Origin of the sequence: Pseudomonas sp. NFACC16-2, assembly GCF_900119205.1 — a bacterium.
In the GTDB taxonomy this organism is placed as follows: domain Bacteria; phylum Pseudomonadota; class Gammaproteobacteria; order Pseudomonadales; family Pseudomonadaceae; genus Aquipseudomonas; species Aquipseudomonas fluorescens_Q.
Genome location: NZ_FPIX01000022.1, coordinates 45,973 through 64,245, shown reverse-complemented (window position 1 = coordinate 64,245; position 18,273 = coordinate 45,973). Strand labels below are relative to the sequence as shown.

Below are 18,273 nucleotides of genomic sequence, written 5' to 3'. Positions count from 1 at the left end.
GCATGCGCAGATCCAACCGAGGTTTCACCTTGATCGAAATCATGATCGTGATTGCGATCATCGGTATCGTGATCACCGTCGGCTATCCGAGCCTGACCGAATACATGAAGAAGGGCCGACGTACCGAAATTGCTGGGTTGTTGGCGCAGCAGGCGCAGATTCTCGAGCGCTACTACTCGAAGAATAACGTCTACACCAATGCGACCGGCCTGAGTAGCGGCAATGATTTCTATACCATTACCCAGGCATTGACGGACCAGAGCTTCACCCTGACCGCCGTGCGCAAGAGCGGTTCGTCCATGGCCACGGACAAATGCGGTGATTTCAGGATCAACAACACAGGCACGCGAGACATGGTCAACCAGGCTGCAGGGCTGACCGCCAAGGATTGCTGGGGCCGCTGAGTTTTTTATTCGGGTGCACGCTTGCGCCCTCTGTCTTATGAGTCGAATCAAAACATGACCAGGCAACAGCAAGTGGTGATTGTCGGCGGCGGAGTCATTGGCCTGCTGACGGCGTTCAATCTGGCGTCCGAAGGGCAGCGTGTGGTGTTGCTGGACCGTTCCAGTCTCGGCCAGGAGTCGTCCTGGGCCGGCGGCGGTATCGTGTCGCCGTTGTACCCGTGGCGCTATAGCCCAGCGGTCACCGCGCTGGCCCATTGGTCGCAGGATTTTTATCCACAGCTAGGCGAGCGTTTATTCGCGGCGACCGGGATTGATCCGCAAGTGCATGTCACTGGCCTGTATTGGCTGGACCTGGACGATCAGGATGAGGCACTGGCCTGGGCTGAGCGGGAAGGGCGCCCGCTGCGAGCTGTGGATATCTCTGCTGTTCATGATGCTGTACCGGTACTGGGTCCTGGTTTTTCCCGGGCGATCTACATGGCCGATGTGGCCAACGTGCGTAATCCTCGTTTGGTGAAATCCCTCAAGGCGGCCTTGCTGGCGCTGCCCAACGTCACGGTTCATGAGCACTGTGAAGTCAGTGGGTTCATTCGCGAGGGGGCGACTGTGATCGGGGTGGACAGTTCGGCGGGCCCGATACGTGGCGACCAGGTGGTGCTGGCCGCAGGTGCTTGGAGCGGTGAGTTGCTCAAGACGCTGGGGCTGAAGTTGCCGGTCGAGCCGGTCAAGGGCCAGATGATTTTGTACAAGTGTGCGTCGGATTTTCTGTCGAGCATGGTGTTGGCCAAGGGGCGTTATGCCATCCCGCGTCGCGATGGGCATATCCTGGTCGGCAGTACGCTGGAGCGTGAGGGCTTCGACAAGACGCCGACCGATGCTGCCCTGGACAGCCTGAAGGCTTCGGCGCAGCAGTTGATTCCGGCGCTGGCGGGGGCTGAGGTGGTTGGGCATTGGGCTGGGCTGCGGCCGGGGTCGCCAGAGGGCATTCCCTATATCGGCGAAGTGCCGGGGGTTGCGGGGCTGTGGTTGAATTGTGGGCATTATCGCAATGGGTTGGTGTTGGCGCCGGCTTCGTGTCGGTTGTTTACGGACCTGATGTTGGGGCGGGAGGCGGTGATTGATCCTGCGCCTTATGCGCCGGCGGGGCGGTTGTAAGGTTCGGCTTTGGCTTGGGGATTTTGTTGGCCGAGTACATATCCATTCCTGCGGTAACGGCCACTTAGGGTTCCGCCCTTACGGCGTCTCACTTTTGAAAAGCGCAAAAGTAAGCAAAACGCTTTAGCCCCACCACTCGGTGCCTCGCTAGGGCTCGGCATGCCCGAACGCAGGCATTGCGCAGTGGGCATCCTGGCATGGATGCCGGGATAGCCGCGCTGGGCCATGGATGGCCCTTCGCGGCGGCCCACGGAGCAATGCCGGAGTGAGGGCACACCGAGCCTAGGCGAGGTGCCGAGTGGTGGGGCAGAAGCGCTTTGGTTACTTTCGCGCTTTTCGAAAGTGACCCGCCGTCAGGGCGGAACCCTAAGTGGCCGTTACCGCAGAAACGGATATACACACTCCCGATGCCCTGACAGCCAAACCAGATTTGTGAGAAAGGTCGGACAAAATTCTGAATCGAGATGAATTTTCCGACGATCTCTGGCGGTTGCCGAGTGGGAAGGGCTCTAGCTAACCTTCTCCCGTCGCTGCCAATTCAGCGATCGGGCGTCGCGGCCCGAAAACTTGGTAGTCCATTCCCCCTTTGGAGTACCGCAATGTGTAACAAACCTCCATCACCTTCAGAAACCAATAACGCTTCTCCCAATTCCAGCCTCAACCCCAAAAAGCTCGACGAAGCCGCCAAGCGCGCCCTCGACTATTACCTAGCCCCAAAGCCTGAAGCCAAAAAGAAACCACCCTCGAACCAGCTATTCACCGTCGTGGAAGGCATCGACACCGAATGCCTCCTCGCCAACCTCAGCGAAACCCTGGCCTCAGCCAGCGCAACAATCAGCGACCTGGCCTTCGAACTCGACGGCTCGCGACGGCATGTTGCATTGGGCGTGCAGCAGTTGATCGAACTGAGCGAGTTGCTAGCCAATCGTGTGCTGGACGAGCAGGTGCCGGTGGCGGAGGGCTAGAAAAGCTGCCAAGGCGAACACAGCACCTGTGGTGAGGGGATTTATCCCCGTTGGGCTGCGAAGCAGCCCCAAAAAGCAGCTACTCAAACAACCTGATACACCGAGGTGCCAGGTTCGGGGCTGCTGCGCAGCCCAGCGGGGATAAATCCCCTCGCCACACAGTTCGGTGTAGACCCAGCCATTCGGTGCAGCCCCAGCCATTGGTTGAGCTGAGCGGGCCACATGCTCAATCCAACCCCAATTTCTTCAACCGATACCGCATCGACCGAAACGACAACTTCAACCGCTGCGCCGCCGCCGTGCGGTTCCAGCGGGTTTCCTCCAGGGCCTGGAGGATCAGCTTGCGTTCGACGTCTTCCAGGTAGTCTTCCAGGTTATCGACCTGCATCAAGTCGGGGTTGCCCGCCTCAGAGCTGCCATTGCCCTCGGCCAAACGCAGGTCATCCGCTTCGATCTGCTGCTGTTCGCAAAGGGTGTAGGCCCGTTCGAGCATGTTCTCCAGTTCACGCACGTTGCCCGGGAAGCGGTAACTCCTGAGAGCGTCCAGCGCCTGGGGATGCAACTTGACCGGTGGACTGCCTGTGTTGGCTGCCAGGCGCTCAAGCATGTGATTGGCCAGCAGCTCGATGTCTTCGCGGCGTTCACGCAATGGCGGGACGCGCAGTTCGATGACGTTCAGCCGATAGTACAGGTCCTGGCGAAAGCGCCCGGCGGCCACTTCGCCGTCCAGATCCTTGTGGGTCGCGCAGAGGATGCGCACGTCCACCACTTCTTCCTGCTGGCCGCCAACAGCGCGCACGGCCTTTTCCTGGATCGCCCGCAACAGTTTGACCTGCATCGCCAAGGGCAGGTCGGCCACTTCATCGAGGAACAAGGTCCCGCCATGGGCGGCCTGGAACAAACCTGGCTTGTCCTCGATGGCGCCGCTGAAGCTGCCTTTTCGATGGCCGAAAAATTCACTTTCCATCAGTTCCGTGGGAATTGCCCCACAGTTGACCGGTACAAAGGGCAGGTTGGCACGGGGGCCTTGTTCGTGGATCAGCCGGGCGACCAGTTCCTTGCCGCAGCCCGATTCTCCGCTGATGTACACCGGTGCCTGGCTGCGGGCGAGTTTTTCGATCTGCTTGCGCACGCTGAGCATGGGTGGCGAGTCGCCCAGCAGGCTGCGCTCGAGGGTGGTGCCAGGTGTGGCGACCGGCGGCAGGCGCAGGGCACTGGTGACCAGCTCCCGCAGCCGACCCAGGTCTACCGGTTTGGTCAGAAAGTCGAAGGCGCCGGCCTTGAGGGCGTCGATGGCGGTTTCCAGGCTGCCGTAGGCGGTGATCATTGCCACGGGGAGCTGGGGGTAACGTTGCTGGATGTGTTGCACCAGTTCCAGGCCGGTGCCGTCGGGCAGGCGCATGTCGGTCAGGCACAGGTCGAAGGCCTCGCCGGCCAGCAGGTTCTGGGCTTCGGCGAGGTTCTTGGCGCTGCGGGTGTCGAGTTTCATCCGGCCCAGGGTGATGTCCAGGAGTTCGCGGATGTCCGGTTCGTCATCGACGATCAGGATTCGTTGCCGTGAGCGTGTATTCAAATCTGTTTCCGTCCGTGAGCAAAGGTGATGCGAAAGCAACCGCCGCCTTGGCGTGGTTTGAAGTCTAGGCGGGCCTGGTTGCTTTCGCACAGCTCACGGGACAGATAGAGCCCAAGGCCGGTGCCCTGGCTGCTGGTGGTGAAGAAGGGTTCGAACAAATGTGCCTGCTGCTCTGGCGTCACGCCAGGGCCGTTGTCGATGATGTCCAGGGTGGATAACTGGCTGTGGGGGTCGATGAACAGTTTCAGCCAGGCCTCGGCCTGTTCGTGGACCATGGCGCTGTGGCGCCAGGCGTTGCGCAGCAGGTTGTCGAGTATCTGGGTCAATTGGTCGGGGTCCATCAGCGTGGTGTAGTCACCCGGGTCGATGCTCAGGTGCAAGTGCTGGTGCTCGGCCATGCTTTCGCGGGCCTGCCGGACGAACTGGTCGAGCCAGGTCCGCAGGTCGAGGCGTTGGGGGGTGGTTTGCTGGCGACGAGACAGCTGCAGGACGTTTTCAATGACGCGGTTCATTCGTTGGGAGTGATCTTGAATAATCTGCGTCAGACGCCGATCCGCGTTGTTCAGTTCCTCGGATTCGCGCAGTAATTGCGCTGCATGGCTGATGGCGCCCAAGGGATTGCGGATTTCATGGGCGATGCCAGCTGTGAGGCGCCCGAGGGACGCGAGTTTCAGTTGCTGGGCCTGCTGCGCAACCTGGGCCAGGTCCTCAAGGAATACCAGCAACTGCTGCTGATCGTAATGCCCCAAGGCGATGAAGCTCGGTTGCAGGGTCAGGCCTGTGCCGGTCACGGTCAGGCTGGGGGGACGCAGGCTGGGGTTGTTCAGCCACAATTGCAGGCGTTCGACCAGGGCGGTGCAATAGTCATCGATTCGCTGGCCGACCAGGTCGTGTATGCCCAGCAGGTTCAAGGCGCTTTCGTTGGCCAATTGCACGCGCCGCTCGCGGTCGAGCACCAGGATACCGGTGCGCATGCGTTGCAGGATCAGTGCATTGAGCGCTTCGAGGCCGATCACCTCGCTGGCCCGTTGCTCGGCCAGGGTTTCACTGGCTTCCAGTCGCCGGGTCAGGCCCTGTACCAGCAGGGCGGCGGCAAAACACAGTGCCCCGAGGGTGCCGGCTTGCAGATAACTGCTGGGACGGTTCGAATCGCTCAGGCCGAGGAAAAAAGTCGACCCGACGATACCGATCGTGGCGACAGCGGCGATCAACAGGCCGACCCGGCTTCGCAACAGCGTATTGCCGATGGCTACCGAGACAATGAGCAGGTTGCCGATGGCACTGGGCACACCGCCCGCGGCGAAGAACAGCCACGAAAGCAGCAGAACGTCGGTGAGGGCCAGGCCGAACAGCCGGGCGGGGCGGCGAGTGTTCTCAAGGAACACCACCAGCAGGATGTTCAGCACCAGGTACAACCAACTGCCGTTGCGCAGCAGGTCGTCGTTGGCGAACTCCAGCAGGCGGTTGTCCAGCTTGCTGGAGATCAGCAGCACCAGGGTGATGCCGATGCTCAGGCGATACAGGTGATAGAGACGCAGCAGGCGCTGCGCCTGTTTTTCGCGTGGGCTTGAGGCCTCAGCGATCACGAGTGCCCGGGCCTTGCTCGAGATGAGCCTGGCTGCAATACCATTGTTGTTCGAGGGCCAGGGCCCGGTCACGGGGCAGGTGGACGCCGCAATGGGCGCAACGAACCATGGGCGGTGCGTCCTGCTCCCGGGGAGCGTTCGGCGCGGATGAGGTGCTCTTGAACTTGCGCCAGAACCATACCGCGGCGGCAATCAGGGCGATCCAGAACAGTAAACGAAGCATGATGGGCGGCTTTTTGGCTAGAGATCAGGCAGTTTAGCCAAGGACAGGAACGGCGCACAGCGCAATAAACCCAGGCACAAAAAAAGGGAGACCGTCGGGTCTCCCTTTTTTGAATGCCTTGGGTCTCAGTCGAACAGACCAAAGGTCAGGTGGCTGAACCAGGAGCGGTCGCTGGACTCGCTTTCAGGCTCTTCTTCCTCGATCACGTCGCCATTTTCATCCTTTGGCTTGAGTTCGTTCGGGATGGCTTCCTTGGCATCCTGGAACTGGCGCTGTACGTCCTGGTTGGCGCGTGTCTCGCCTGGCGGCAGAGGAGGACGGGACTCGATCAGGCCCAGGGTCGCCTTGCTCAGCCACGAACGGTTGTCCGCTTCGTCGACCCGCGGGGTGAACTGGCCATCGACCAGGGATGGGTGATCCGGGTAGTTCAGCTTGAGGGTTTCCAGGCTGGTGGCCGCCAGGTCGTCCAGGTGCAGGCGCTGGTAGGCTTCGGTCATCACGGCCAGGCCATCACCCACCGAAGGGGTTTCCTGGAAGTTTTCCACTACGTAGCGGCCACGGTTGGCGGCGGCGACGTAGGCCTGACGCGTCAGGTAGTAGTCGGCCACGTGGATTTCATAGGAGGCCAGCAGGTTGCGCAGGTAGATCATGCGCTGCTTGGCGTCCGGCGAGTAGCGGCTGTTGGGGAAGCGGCTGGTCAGTTGGGCGAACTCATTGTAGGAGTCGCGCGCAGCGCCCGGGTCACGCTTGGTCATGTCCAGCGGCAGGAAGCGCGCCAGCAGGCCGACGTCCTGGTCGAAGGAGGTCAGGCCCTTGAGGTAATAGGCGTAATCGACATTCGGGTGCTGCGGGTGCAGGCGAATGAAACGCTCGGCGGCGGACTTGGCTGCTTCCGGCTCGGCGTTCTTGTAGTTGGCGTAGATCAGCTCCAGCTGGGCCTGATCGGCGTAGCGACCGAACGGATACCGCGACTCCAGCGCCTTCAGCTTGGCAGTGGCGCTGGTATAGCTGTTGTTGTCCAGGTCGTTCTGCGCCTGTTGGTACAGTTCGACTTCGCTCAGGTTTTCGTCTACGACTTCCTTCGACGAGCAAGCAGCAGTCAATGCGAGGATGGCGATCAGCAGCAGGTGTTTCACTTGCATGGCGGCTTGCGTCCCTATGACGGCCGCTGTCTTGGGCGGGGCCGTCCTGTTATGATGAGCGCCCCGTTGAAAGCCTCGGGGCAAAAGACGCCGTATTTAACCACAAGCGCGCAGCCGAAACCAAAGGCTGTGCCGACGCCCAGTCCGAGCATGTCCGATAAAATAGAACTTCGCGCAGAGGTGCCGTCCGAATTGGGCGGCCAACGCCTCGATCAAGTCGCCGCACAACTCTTTGCCGAGCACTCTCGCTCGCGCCTTTCCGCCTGGATCAAGGACGGCCGCCTGACTGTGGATGGGGCGGTGATCCGCCCGCGCGACATCGTCCATGGCGGTGCCATTCTCGAGCTGACTGCCGAACAGGAGGCCCAGGGAGAATGGGTCGCCCAGGACATCGCCCTGGAAATCGTCTATGAAGACGAAGACATCCTGGTGATCAACAAGCCTGCGGGCCTGGTGGTGCACCCGGCGGCTGGGCATGCTGATGGCACCTTGCTCAATGCCTTGCTGCACCACGTACCGGACATTATCAATGTGCCGCGTGCCGGCATCGTCCATCGCCTGGACAAGGACACCACCGGTCTGATGGTGGTAGCCAAGACCATCCAGGCGCAGACACAGCTGGTCACGCAGCTGCAAAGCCGCAGCGTCAGCCGTATCTATGAATGCATCGTGATCGGGGTCGTCACCGCCGGTGGCAAGATCAACGCCCCTATCGGTCGTCACGGCCAGCAGCGCCAACGCATGGCGGTGATGGAGGGCGGCAAGCAGGCGGTCAGCCATTATCGTGTGCTCGAGCGTTTCCGCTCCCACACCCATGTGCGGGTCAAGCTGGAAACCGGCCGGACCCACCAGATCCGTGTGCACATGGCCCACATCAACTTCCCGTTGGTGGGCGACCCGGCCTATGGCGGTCGTTTCCGCATTCCGCCGGCTGCCAGCCAGACCATGGTCGAATCGCTGAAGAATTTCCCGCGCCAGGCGTTGCATGCACGTTTCCTGGAGCTGGATCATCCGACGACCGGCAAGCGCATGAGCTGGGAGTCGCCGTTGCCGGATGACTTCGTCTGGCTGCTGACATTGCTCAAGCAGGACCGCGAGGCGTTCATCGGATGAGTGACTGGCTGATACCCGACTGGCCCGCGCCGGCCCGGGTCAAGGCCTGCGTCACCACCCGTGGGGGCGGCGTCAGCCTGGTGCCGTTCGACAGCCTCAACCTGGGCGATCATGTGGGCGACGATCCTGCGGCCGTGGCCGAAAACCGTCGTCGCCTCACCGATCAATTCGCTATCACCCCGGCCTGGCTACAGCAGGTCCACGGCATTGCCGTGGTCGAGGCTGATCCGGCCCAGGTGGCGACCGCCGATGCCAGTTGGACCGACACGCCCGGTATCGCCTGCACCGCGATGACGGCGGACTGCCTGCCTGTGCTGTTCTGCAACCGTGCCGGCACCCGCGTCGCGGCGGCCCATGCCGGCTGGCGCGGGCTGGCGAACGGCGTGCTGGAAGTCACCCTCGACAGCCTTGCCGTGCCCGCGGATGAAATCCTCGCCTGGCTCGGCCCGGCCATCGGCCCGCAAGCGTTTGAAGTCGGGCCGGAAGTCCGTGAAGCCTTCATCGCGCAACTGCCCCAGGCAGCCCAAGCCTTTGCCGCGAGCCCAAACGCCGGCAAGTTCCTCGCCGATATCTACGCGTTGGCACGGCTGCGCCTGGCCGCACGTGGTGTCACGGCCGTCTACGGTGGCGGTCTCTGCACCGTGACCGACCCTCGTTTCTTTTCCTACCGCCGCAACCCGCGCACCGGTCGCTTCGCTTCGCTGATCTGGATCGAACGCTAGACTTCTCTGATCTGTATCAAGGGCGCCCGGCTTGAATCTTCCAGAATCGACCACATCTATAACGGTATCTGGCAGGTTTCTTCATTCAGGATGTTTCCAAGGTCCGGCCTGCTCATTAGGAAGGTGACCCATGCGTATTGATCGTTTAACCAGCAAATTACAGTTGGCCCTGTCCGATGCCCAGTCCCTGGCCGTCGGCCTGGACCATCCCGGTATCGAACCGGCGCATTTGATGCAGGCCATGCTCGAACAGCAGGGCGGCTCCATCAAGCCCCTGCTGATGCAGGTTGGCTTTGACGTCAACAGTCTGCGCAAAGAACTGGCCAAGGAACTCGACCAGTTACCCAAGATCCAGAATCCCACCGGTGACGTGAACATGTCCCAGGACCTGGCGCGGCTGCTCAACCAGGCCGATCGCCTGGCCCAGCAGAAGGGCGACCAGTTCATTTCCAGCGAGCTGGTGCTGCTCGCCGCCATGGACGAGAACAGCAAGCTCGGCAAGTTGCTGCTCGGCCAAGGGGTGAGCAAGAAAGCCCTGGAAAATGCCATCAACAACCTGCGTGGCGGCGAGGCGGTCAACGATGCCAACCACGAGGAGTCGCGCCAGGCGCTGGACAAATACACCGTCGACCTGACCAAGCGCGCCGAGGAAGGCAAGCTCGACCCGGTGATCGGTCGCGACGATGAAATCCGCCGCACGATCCAGGTGCTGCAACGCCGCACCAAGAACAACCCAGTGCTGATCGGTGAGCCAGGCGTGGGTAAAACCGCCATCGCCGAGGGCCTGGCCCAGCGCATCATCAACGGCGAAGTGCCGGACGGCCTCAAGGGCAAGCGCCTGTTGTCCCTGGACATGGGGGCTTTGATCGCCGGTGCCAAGTACCGTGGCGAGTTCGAAGAACGGCTCAAGGCTTTGCTCAATGAACTGTCCAAGCAGGAAGGGCAGATCATCCTGTTCATCGACGAACTGCACACCATGGTCGGTGCGGGTAAAGGCGAAGGCTCGATGGACGCCGGCAACATGCTCAAGCCTGCGTTGGCCCGTGGCGAGTTGCACTGCGTCGGCGCGACCACGCTCAACGAGTACCGCCAATATATAGAAAAGGACGCAGCCCTGGAGCGGCGCTTCCAGAAAGTGCTGGTGGAGGAGCCGAGCGAGGAAGACACCATCGCCATCCTGCGCGGCCTCAAAGAACGCTACGAAGTTCACCACAAGGTGGCGATCACCGATGGCGCGATTATCGCGGCGGCCAAGCTCAGCCACCGCTACATCACCGACCGCCAGTTGCCGGACAAGGCCATCGACCTGATCGACGAGGCCGCCAGCCGCATCCGCATGGAAATCGACTCCAAGCCCGAAGTGCTGGATCGGTTGGAGCGCCGCCTGATTCAGCTCAAGGTCGAATCCCAGGCCCTGAAGAAAGAAAGCGACGAAGCGGCGAAGAAGCGTCTGGAAAGGTTGCAGGAAGAGATCGTTCGTCACGAGCGTGAGTATTCCGACCTCGAGGAAATCTGGAACTCGGAGAAAGCCGAAGTCCAGGGCTCGGCGCAGATCCAGCAGAAGATCGAACAGTCTCGCCAGGAGCTGGAAGCGGCCCGTCGTAAAGGCGACCTCAACCGCATGGCCGAGCTGCAGTACGGGGTGATCCCGGACCTGGAGCGCAGCCTGCAAATGGTCGACCAGCATGGCAAGAGCGAAAACCAGTTGCTGCGCAGCAAGGTCACCGAGGAAGAGATTGCCGAAGTGGTCTCCAAATGGACCGGCATTCCGGTGTCGAAAATGCTCGAAGGCGAGCGCGACAAGCTGCTGAAGATGGAAAGCCTGCTGCACCAGCGTGTGATCGGCCAGGAAGAGGCAGTCGTGGCAGTGTCCAATGCCGTACGCCGCTCCCGTGCCGGGCTGTCGGACCCTAACCGTCCGAGCGGCTCGTTCATGTTCCTCGGCCCGACGGGGGTCGGTAAAACCGAACTGTGCAAGGCGCTGGCCGAGTTCCTCTTCGACACCGAAGAGGCCATGGTGCGCATCGACATGTCCGAGTTCATGGAGAAGCACTCCGTGGCGCGGCTGATCGGTGCGCCACCGGGCTATGTCGGCTATGAAGAGGGCGGTTACCTGACTGAGGCTGTGCGGCGCAAGCCGTACTCGGTGATCCTGCTCGATGAGGTCGAGAAGGCCCATCCGGATGTGTTCAACATTTTGCTGCAGGTGCTGGAGGATGGCCGCCTGACCGACAGCCACGGGCGCACGGTGGACTTCCGCAACACGGTGATCGTGATGACCTCCAACCTGGGCTCGACGCAGATCCAGGAACTGGTGGGCGACCGCGAGGCGCAGCGCGCGGCGGTGATGGACGCGATCTCTACGCACTTCCGGCCGGAGTTCATCAACCGCGTCGACGAGGTGGTGATCTTCGAGCCATTGGCCCGTGATCAGATTGCCGGCATTACCGAGATCCAGTTGGGTCGCCTGCGCAGTCGCCTCACCGAGCGTGAGCTGAAACTGCAGTTGAGCGACGAGGCGTTGGACAAGCTGATTGCGGTGGGTTACGACCCGGTCTATGGCGCACGGCCGCTGAAGCGGGCGATCCAGCGCTGGATCGAAAACCCGCTGGCGCAGTTGATCCTGTCGGGTCGCTTCATGCCGGGTGAAACGGTGACCGGTACAGTGGAGAACGACGAAATCGTCTTCAACTGAGGCGATTGTCTGGGCTTTTGTGGCGAGGGAGCTTGCTCCCGTTGGGTCGCGTAGCGGCCCCTCAAAAAGCGAGGAGTGCTTCGCGCTCCAGCGCGAGCAAGCTCCCTCGCCACGGCCGGTGTTCTTTTCCTGCTTTATGGGAGGGCTCGCTTCCAAGCGCCATTTTTTTCATCAGGCCGTTGAACTCAAAGGAAAAGGCTTGTAAAGTGCGCCCCGCAGTCAGTCACCCCAAGGGTTACTTCTCGCTGAGAAGGAATCCAAAATAAGTTGCAAATCATTGTCTTGAAAGCAATTTAAGGGGTTGACAGAGGTTTTGAAGATTGTAGAATAGCGCGCCTCAGACACACGAACGCAGCGATGCGTAAGGGTAGAAGAGGTTGAAGCTAGCTTCAACGTTGTAACTTGAAATATCAGTTCCGTGATAGCTCAGTCGGTAGAGCAAATGACTGTTAATCATTGGGTCCCAGGTTCGAGTCCTGGTCACGGAGCCATTTCAATCGGGGTATAGCGCAGTCCGGTAGCGCGCCTGCTTTGGGAGCAGGATGTCAGGAGTTCGAATCCCCTTACCCCGACCATTTTTGGGTCGTTAGCTCAGTTGGTAGAGCAGTTGGCTTTTAACCAATTGGTCGTAGGTTCGAATCCCACACGACCCACCATTTTTGAAACCAGTTCGCTGGAATCGAATCTTAAGATCAGAGGCCAAAAGCGCTGATCGAGAAGGCGACTTGCGAAGGTCGCCTTTTTTTTACCGGGGTATAGCGCAGTCCGGTAGCGCGCCTGCTTTGGGAGCAGGATGTCAGGAGTTCGAATCCCCTTACCCCGACCATATTGAAAATCCTCGTATCGAAAGATACGGGGATTTTTTTTTTTTTGCGTGCGATAAAGTGGATTGGACTTAAGACATCGTACAACGTGCCGATAACCCGCTGACAGGGGCCTGGCCCCACTTCAGGCCAACAATAAAAAAGGCATTCCTATGGTTCTTCGTCAGCTGAATATCGCCCCTCGTGCCGCGTTGGGTTTTGCCTTGATCGCCGTGCTGGTGGCGCTGCTTGGGGTGTTCGCGCTGGGACAGATGTCGAGTATTCGTGACAGTGAAGTTGCGGTGGAAACCCAGTGGCTGCCGAGCATTCGCGGCGGTGATGAGATCCGCGAGTGGATGCTGCGGATCCGCACCATTTCCCTGCGCATGGCCCTGGACCAGGACCCGAAGAATATTGCGGTGTATCGCGGGCAGATGGATACGCGCGACAAGGAGCTGGGCGAAAAAATCGCGGCCTACGAAAAGCTCGTCGTGACGCCTGAAGGCAAGGCGCTTTATGACCAGTTCAAGCAAACCTTCGCCGCTTATCGTACCGGTATTGCCCAATCCTTCACCCTGGCAGAGCAAGGGCGTCGGGACGAGCTGATCAAGCTGCTGCTGGTGGACATGAAGACCGTGGTGGACGGTTCCGGCAAACAGCTCAACGACCTGGCGGAGCTGTTCTCCAAGCAAGTGTCCATCGAGAGTCAGAAGTCCCAGGAGCACTACGCCAATTCCCGGATGATCGTCAGCCTGTTCGTTGTGCTCGCCGCCCTGGCCACGGTGGCCCTGGCCATGCTGCTCACGCGCAGTATCGTCAAACCCTTGGGTGAGGCGCTCAATGCTGCGGAGAACGTCGCCCGGGGTGACCTGACCCGGCCAATCGAGACCCACGGCAGCGACGAAGTGAGCCGCTTGCTCAAGGCGCTGGCGACCATGCAGCAGAACTTGCGTGAAACCCTGCAGGGCATCAGCGGCTCGGCTGCACAGTTGGCGACCGCCGCCGATGAGCTGAACGCCGTCACCCTCGACAGTACCCACAGCCTGCAACAGCAGAATAACGAAATTGAACAGGCCGCCACGGCCGTCACCGAGATGACCACCGCCGTGGAAGAAGTCGCGCGCAATGCGGTTTCCACCTCCGATGCAACGCGTCAGTCCAGTGAGTCGGCGTCCCTTGGGCAACAGCGGGTCAGCGACACGGTCGACGCCATCGGCGCCCTCGCCAGCGACGTGCAAGTGACTGGCGGCCTGGTGCAATCCCTGGCCAACCAATCGCAGGATATCGGCAAGGTGCTGGACGTGATCCGCGCCATCGCCGAGCAGACCAACCTGCTGGCCCTCAACGCGGCCATCGAAGCGGCCCGGGCGGGTGAGAGCGGGCGTGGGTTTGCAGTGGTGGCCGATGAGGTGCGGGCGCTGGCTTATCGCACGCAGCAATCGACCCAGGAAATCGAGCAAATGGTCCAGGGCATGCGCAGCGGTGCCACCCAGGCGCTGGATTCTATGCAAGCGAGTTCCACCCGTGCTGCCAGCACCCTGGCCATGGCGGAGCGAGCGGGGGAGGCGTTGCAGACCATCACGGCGTCGGTCAATGAAATCCATGAACGCAACCTGGTGATTGCCAGCGCCGCCGAAGAGCAGGCACAAGTGGCCCGCGAGGTGGATCGCAACCTGGTGAACATTCGTGATTTGTCGGTGCGTTCGGCTTCCGGCGCGGACCAGACCAGTGCGTCCAGCCATGAGTTGTCGCAACTGGCCAATTCGTTGCGCACGATGGTGCAGCGGTTTCAGGTTTGATTATTGAGGGGACATGAAGGGATGATCGCTCCCAGGCTCTGCATGGGAGTGAATCCAGTGACGCTCTGCGTCACAAAGGACGCGGAGCGTCCCGGGCTGCATTCCCACGCAGAGCGTGGGAACGATCATCAGTAAGGTCTCAGTGCAACTTCAGCCGTGGCTCGGTCCCGCGTCCGATCTTGCTGCCCAGCATCAGCATGGCCGTGCGGAACATGCCGTACAGTGCCATCTGGTGCATGCGGTAGAGCGAAACGTAGAACATCCGCGCCAGCCACCCTTCGAGCATCACGCTGCCAGTCAGGTTGCCCATCAGGTTGCCCACTGCCGAGAACCGCGACAACGAGATCAGCGAGCCGTAGTCGGTGTATTTGTATTCGGGCAGGGCCTTGCCTTCGATTCGCAGTTTCAAGGACTTGGCCAGCAGCGAGGCCTGCTGGTGCGCGGCCTGGGCGCGGGGCGGGACGTTGCGCTCGCTGCCGGGTTGCGGGCAGGCGGCGCAGTCGCCGAAGGCAAAGATGTTCTCGTCGCGGCTGGTCTGCAACGTAGGCAGCACTTGCAGCTGATTGATCCGGTTGGTCTCCAGCCCGTCGATGTCCTTGAGGAAGTCCGGGGCGCGAATCCCGGCGGCCCAGACTTTCAGGCTCGCGTCGATCACTTTGCCATCTGCCGTAATCAGGCTGTCGGCGGTCACTTGGCTGACGGCGGCGTCGGTCATGACGTTGACGCCGAGTTTCTCCAGGGTCTTGTGCACCGGTCCGCCGATACGTTCCGGCAGGGCTGGCAAGACGCGTGGGCCCGCTTCGATCAGCGTGATGTGCATGTTCTCCGGTTTGATCCGGTCCAGGCCGTAGGCGTGCAGTTCGTGGGCGGCATTATGCAGCTCGGCCGCCAGTTCGACCCCGGTCGCACCGGCTCCGACAATGGCGACGCTGATGCGCTCGACGATATCGGTTTGCCCGGCGTGGGCGCGCAGATAGTGATGAAGCAGTTGCTGATGGAAGCGCTCGGCCTGTTTGCGGGTATCTAGGAACAGGCAATGCTGTGCTGCGCCTTCGGTGCCGAAGTCATTGGTGGTACTGCCGACGGCAATCACCAGCGTGTCGTAGCCCAGTTCCCGGGCCGGCAATAGCTCGACGCCCGCCTCATCGTAGGTGGCGGCCAGTTGGATTCTCTTGCGCTCGCGATCCAGGCCACTCATGCGCCCGAGCTGGAACTCGAAGTGGTTCCATTTTGCCTGGGCGACATAGTTTAGTTCGTCTTCGGAGGAGTTCAAGGAGCCTGCGGCCACTTCGTGCAGCAGCGGTTTCCAGATGTGGGTCAGGTTCGCGTCGACCAGCATCACACTGGCCGTGCCGCGCTTGCCCAGAGTCTTACCCAGACGGGTAGCCAACTCCAGACCGCCGGCGCCGCCGCCAACGATGACAATACGATGAGTCATGGGGATATCTCGCAAGGCTAAAGGAAATCGGTGCCGTTACCCGAGCGAGCGGCAGTGTGACTGGGCGGCTCATAGCGTCAGGTAACTGATCAGTCGGCTCAACAGGCCCAGGCCGATGGTCACGGCCAGTACCACCACCAGGAGCATCCACGGCCGGAAAGGCCGGCGCTCGACTCGGTGCTGGGACAGTTGCAGGTACTCTTCGACATGCTTCTGGTCTTCTGGGTTCAGGCGGCTGGTCATAAAGGCCTCGTCAGGTAGACGTTGCGAAATGTGAAGACGTTACAGCGTCCGGCTAGCCGGCATTGAAAGCAGCGTAGCCGCTCGCCGGAACGGGTTCGACGATCAGGCTGTCGTCCAGGCGAATGATTCCACTTTTTAACACCCGGGCGGTGATTCCGCCATGGCCGCGTACGGCCTGGAACGTACCTTCGCCGAGGTTTCGCTCCAATCGGGCACAAGGCTGGCACCAGCCGGTGGTTTCAAAAATGGCTTGGCCAATGCGAAAGCGCCGGCCCTTGAGGCTGAACAGATTGATGCCGCTGACCACAATATTGCGTCGCAGCTCCTGTGGCAGCACGGGCCGGTCCTCGGGACGGCCCATCAGCGAGCCGATCACGGCCAGGTGCTCCCATTGGATCAGCGTCACTTGCCGCGCATTGCGCACGCCGGGGCGAGCGTGATCGCCGGTCAGCCCAGCCTCCAGGCGGGCCTCCACGGCGTCCAGTTCGATCATGGGCGCATGGCCCTGAGGTCGTACGCCAATCCAGCGTACGCGGCCCTGCTGGGGCACAGCGGCAATCAGTTCCTGCAGTGGGCTCACAGGCTGATCCCGACATCGAACACAATGCTGCGACCCAGGTTGCTGCGCAGGAAGTCCGGCGCGTCGGGGTGGGCGAACAGCACCCGGGCAAACGTCGGCCCCACCAGTGACAGCGAGCGCCAGCCCTGGCGCAGGTATTCGGTCGGCGGTGGGAAGTGACTGTTGAGGTCCAGCACTTCGCGCTTGAGGCTGGCGAAGGCGATGATGTCCAGGTCACCCAGGTCCATGCCGCGTTCGGTGTAGTTGTGAGCTTTCTTGCGAAGGGTCGGGGCCAGCCGCATCAGGAACTCATTGGCCGGAATCCGCCGCGGCTTGGCCTCGCGACGTACCAGCTGGCTCAGGGAGAAGGCGCTGCGGCGACGTTGCAGTTCATCGCGCCATTCGTCATTGAGGCGTCGACCCTCGTCGAGCACGAAAAACACTTCGAAATTGGCATCGCGAAACAACACGTCCGGCGGCTCGCCGGCCGGCGCGAACTCGTCGGCGCGATAAGGTACGTTCAGCCCTTGCAGCAGACGCTGGCAAACCCAACGCTCACGCTCCCATTTGCGGGCATTGGAGAGAAAGGCGTTGGCTTGCTCGGCCGCGATGGTCAGCAGGCGTAAGTAATCGGAGTCATCCATGAGCCCAAGCTTAGCGTTCAATTGCGACAAGCTGAAAGCGTTGCGTGGATTAATAGACGTTATGGGCGGGGTGTAGACTGCTGGTTTGAAATACCGTGGCGAGGGAGCTTGCTCCCGTTGGGCTGCGAAGCGGCCCCAAGATTTTGCGGTCGCTGCGCAACCGAGCGGGAGCAAGCTCCCTCGCCACAACAGCCTGTTTGAGGCAAGGGCAAGCGAAAGGAGTAGTCCCATGATCGGTGCCGAACTGCTCTCCCCGCAGACGCTGGCGGGCGGCTGGCTGATTTTTCTGCCTGCCTTGGCTTGGGCGGTGTTTCGGGCACCGTGGGTCGAGCTGTTCACCGACAGCCGTCGCCAGCATCTGCTATTCGGCACAGTGCTGGCGTTGTTCATGCTGTGGCTGGTGCGCCGGGATTTCGATACGGGTGTCTCGTATCATTTCATCGGCATGACTGCCGTGACGCTATTGCTGGACTGGCCATTGGCGATCCTCGGTGGCCTGTGCGCGCAGATGGCGCTGGTGCTGCTGGGCCGCCAGGACATGGCAGCGGTAGGGGTCAACGGTGTGCTGCTGATCCTTTTGCCGGTGCTGGTCACCGAGTGCTGCGCGATCCTGGTGGAGCGCGCCCAGCCGCGCAATCTGTTCGTGTATATCTTCTGTTCGGGGTTTCTCGCCGCCGCGCTTTCGGCGCTGGCATGCCTGCTGCTGGGGCTTGGCCTGCTGTGGTACGACGGCATATTCGCCATGCCTTACTGGCTGGAAGATTTTGTCGGCTACCTCTGGTTGATCATTTTTCCCGAGGCCTTTATCAACGGCATGGTGATCAGTGCATTGGTGGTGTTCAGTCCCGAATGGCTGGAGACCTTCAACCGCACGCGCTACCTGTCGGCTCCGTGGAACGATGATGACAAGCCTTGATTCACGTCAAGGCTGCCCCACCACACGCCATTCATGCTTTGGAAAATTTCCAGGAGCACAACCATGAGTGTTTATGAGTGGGCCAGACAAGAGATCAGGCGTAGCCACGATGCCGCAATGGAGATCGGTTTTGACCCAGGCTTGAGCCTGCGCGCCTTGCTCAGTGCGATCGTGCAACAGAGCAAGACAGTGCGCAGCCCTGAAGACCTGGCCGATGAGTTGAGTTTCCTGGCGGAAAACCTCGACGATGAACAGGACTACTGTTTCATGCGGCCTTAATGGCGAATGCTGTA

17 protein-coding genes, 4 tRNA genes and 1 pseudogene are annotated in these 18,273 nt (G+C 61.0%); 14 read left to right on the top strand and 8 right to left on the bottom strand.

The features are described from left to right. Positions 1-2: 2 nt before the first annotated feature. The 3 genes from BT116_RS18150 (at position 3) to BT116_RS18135 (ending at position 2,524) form a co-directional block, all read left to right on the top strand. Positions 3-404: a type IV pilin protein gene (locus tag BT116_RS18150; protein WP_072346123.1), complete on the top strand. Its 402-nt coding sequence runs from the start codon at positions 3-5 to the stop codon at positions 402-404. Between the two features lie 54 nt (positions 405-458). Then, the gene (gene thiO / locus BT116_RS18145) at positions 459-1,559 is read left to right on the top strand and encodes a glycine oxidase ThiO (protein ID WP_072346121.1); all 1,101 of its coding nucleotides are present in this window, start codon (positions 459-461) and stop codon (positions 1,557-1,559) included. Positions 1,560-2,158: 599 nt separating this feature from the next. Continuing rightward, positions 2,159-2,524 carry a DUF6124 family protein gene (locus tag BT116_RS18135; RefSeq protein ID WP_072346119.1) on the top strand — a complete coding sequence of 122 codons (366 nt, stop codon included), beginning with the start codon at positions 2,159-2,161 and terminating at the stop codon, positions 2,522-2,524. 226 nt (positions 2,525-2,750) lie between these two features. Here BT116_RS18135 and BT116_RS18130 read toward each other — a convergent pair whose 3' ends face one another. From BT116_RS18130 to BT116_RS18115, 4 genes are all read right to left on the bottom strand, one after another. Beyond that, positions 2,751-4,097, bottom strand: a complete 1,347-nt coding sequence (locus BT116_RS18130) for a sigma-54-dependent transcriptional regulator (RefSeq protein WP_072346117.1) — start codon at positions 4,095-4,097, stop codon at positions 2,751-2,753. Next, complete coding sequence (locus BT116_RS18125) at positions 4,094-5,683, bottom strand: two-component system sensor histidine kinase NtrB (RefSeq protein WP_072346115.1); 1,590 nt, start codon at positions 5,681-5,683, stop codon at positions 4,094-4,096. Before BT116_RS18125 ends, BT116_RS18130 begins: the two co-directional genes overlap by 4 nt. Then, on the bottom strand, positions 5,673-5,906 hold the full coding sequence (locus BT116_RS18120) for a PP0621 family protein (RefSeq protein WP_063324319.1): 234 nt from the start codon (positions 5,904-5,906) through the stop codon (positions 5,673-5,675). The genes BT116_RS18125 and BT116_RS18120 overlap by 11 nt, the downstream gene beginning before the upstream one ends. Before the next feature lie 125 nt (positions 5,907-6,031). Continuing rightward, positions 6,032-7,048 carry an outer membrane protein assembly factor BamD gene (locus tag BT116_RS18115; RefSeq protein WP_072346113.1) on the bottom strand — a complete coding sequence of 339 codons (1,017 nt, stop codon included), beginning with the start codon at positions 7,046-7,048 and terminating at the stop codon, positions 6,032-6,034. A gap of 150 nt (positions 7,049-7,198) precedes the next feature. On the opposite strand from BT116_RS18115, the gene rluD reads away from it, so the two are divergent. The 9 genes and pseudogenes from rluD to BT116_RS31880 all read left to right on the top strand — a co-directional run bounded on the left by rluD (position 7,199) and on the right by BT116_RS31880 (position 14,180). Continuing rightward, a complete protein-coding gene (gene rluD, locus BT116_RS18110; protein WP_072346111.1) occupies positions 7,199-8,161 on the top strand; it encodes a 23S rRNA pseudouridine(1911/1915/1917) synthase RluD in 963 nt (320 codons plus the stop codon). After that, a complete protein-coding gene (pgeF, locus tag BT116_RS18105; protein WP_072346109.1) occupies positions 8,158-8,883 on the top strand; it encodes a peptidoglycan editing factor PgeF in 726 nt (241 codons plus the stop codon). Before rluD ends, pgeF begins: the two co-directional genes overlap by 4 nt. Positions 8,884-9,013: 130 nt before the next feature. Further along, complete coding sequence (gene clpB, locus BT116_RS18100) at positions 9,014-11,578, top strand: ATP-dependent chaperone ClpB (RefSeq protein ID WP_053125348.1); 2,565 nt, start codon at positions 9,014-9,016, stop codon at positions 11,576-11,578. A 415-nt stretch (positions 11,579-11,993) separates the two neighbouring features. Beyond that, positions 11,994-12,069 (top strand) — tRNA-Asn (locus tag BT116_RS18095). Positions 12,070-12,076: 7 nt separating this feature from the next. Next, a tRNA-Pro gene (locus BT116_RS18090) sits at positions 12,077-12,153 on the top strand. A gap of 5 nt (positions 12,154-12,158) precedes the next feature. Beyond that, positions 12,159-12,234, top strand: a tRNA-Lys gene (locus BT116_RS18085). Positions 12,235-12,327: 93 nt separating this feature from the next. Next, positions 12,328-12,404, top strand: a tRNA-Pro gene (locus tag BT116_RS18080). A 150-nt stretch (positions 12,405-12,554) separates the two neighbouring features. Further along, positions 12,555-13,325 (top strand): annotated as a pseudogene (locus BT116_RS31885) (MCP four helix bundle domain-containing protein); the annotation flags it as partial. Continuing rightward, positions 13,317-14,180 (top strand): methyl-accepting chemotaxis protein, encoded by an 864-nt coding sequence (locus tag BT116_RS31880; RefSeq protein WP_371856180.1) that lies wholly within the window; start codon positions 13,317-13,319, stop codon positions 14,178-14,180. The pseudogene BT116_RS31885 and the gene BT116_RS31880, both read left to right, overlap by 9 nt. A gap of 139 nt (positions 14,181-14,319) precedes the next feature. On the opposite strand, the gene BT116_RS18070 is transcribed toward BT116_RS31880, so the two are convergent. The 4 genes from BT116_RS18070 to BT116_RS18055 all read right to left on the bottom strand — a co-directional run bounded on the left by BT116_RS18070 (position 14,320) and on the right by BT116_RS18055 (position 17,064). After that, positions 14,320-15,618: an NAD(P)/FAD-dependent oxidoreductase gene (locus BT116_RS18070; protein WP_072346105.1), complete on the bottom strand. Its 1,299-nt coding sequence runs from the start codon at positions 15,616-15,618 to the stop codon at positions 14,320-14,322. 69 nt (positions 15,619-15,687) lie between these two features. After that, a complete protein-coding gene (locus BT116_RS18065; protein WP_003205686.1) occupies positions 15,688-15,861 on the bottom strand; it encodes a DUF3094 domain-containing protein in 174 nt (57 codons plus the stop codon). Positions 15,862-15,913: 52 nt separating this feature from the next. Next, on the bottom strand, positions 15,914-16,441 hold the full coding sequence (locus BT116_RS18060) for an MOSC domain-containing protein (protein WP_072346103.1): 528 nt from the start codon (positions 16,439-16,441) through the stop codon (positions 15,914-15,916). Beyond that, a complete protein-coding gene (locus BT116_RS18055; protein WP_003205682.1) occupies positions 16,438-17,064 on the bottom strand; it encodes a DUF1780 domain-containing protein in 627 nt (208 codons plus the stop codon). Before BT116_RS18055 ends, BT116_RS18060 begins: the two co-directional genes overlap by 4 nt. A gap of 229 nt (positions 17,065-17,293) precedes the next feature. On the opposite strand from BT116_RS18055, the gene BT116_RS18050 reads away from it, so the two are divergent. Both BT116_RS18050 and BT116_RS18045 read left to right on the top strand, forming a co-directional pair. After that, entirely contained in the window at positions 17,294-17,980 is a 687-nt protein-coding gene (locus BT116_RS18050) for an energy-coupling factor ABC transporter permease (RefSeq protein WP_072346101.1), read from the top strand. Positions 17,981-18,043: 63 nt separating this feature from the next. Beyond that, positions 18,044-18,259, top strand: a complete 216-nt coding sequence (locus BT116_RS18045) for a hypothetical protein (RefSeq protein ID WP_072346099.1) — start codon at positions 18,044-18,046, stop codon at positions 18,257-18,259. The last annotated feature ends 14 nt before the right edge of the window (positions 18,260-18,273 follow it).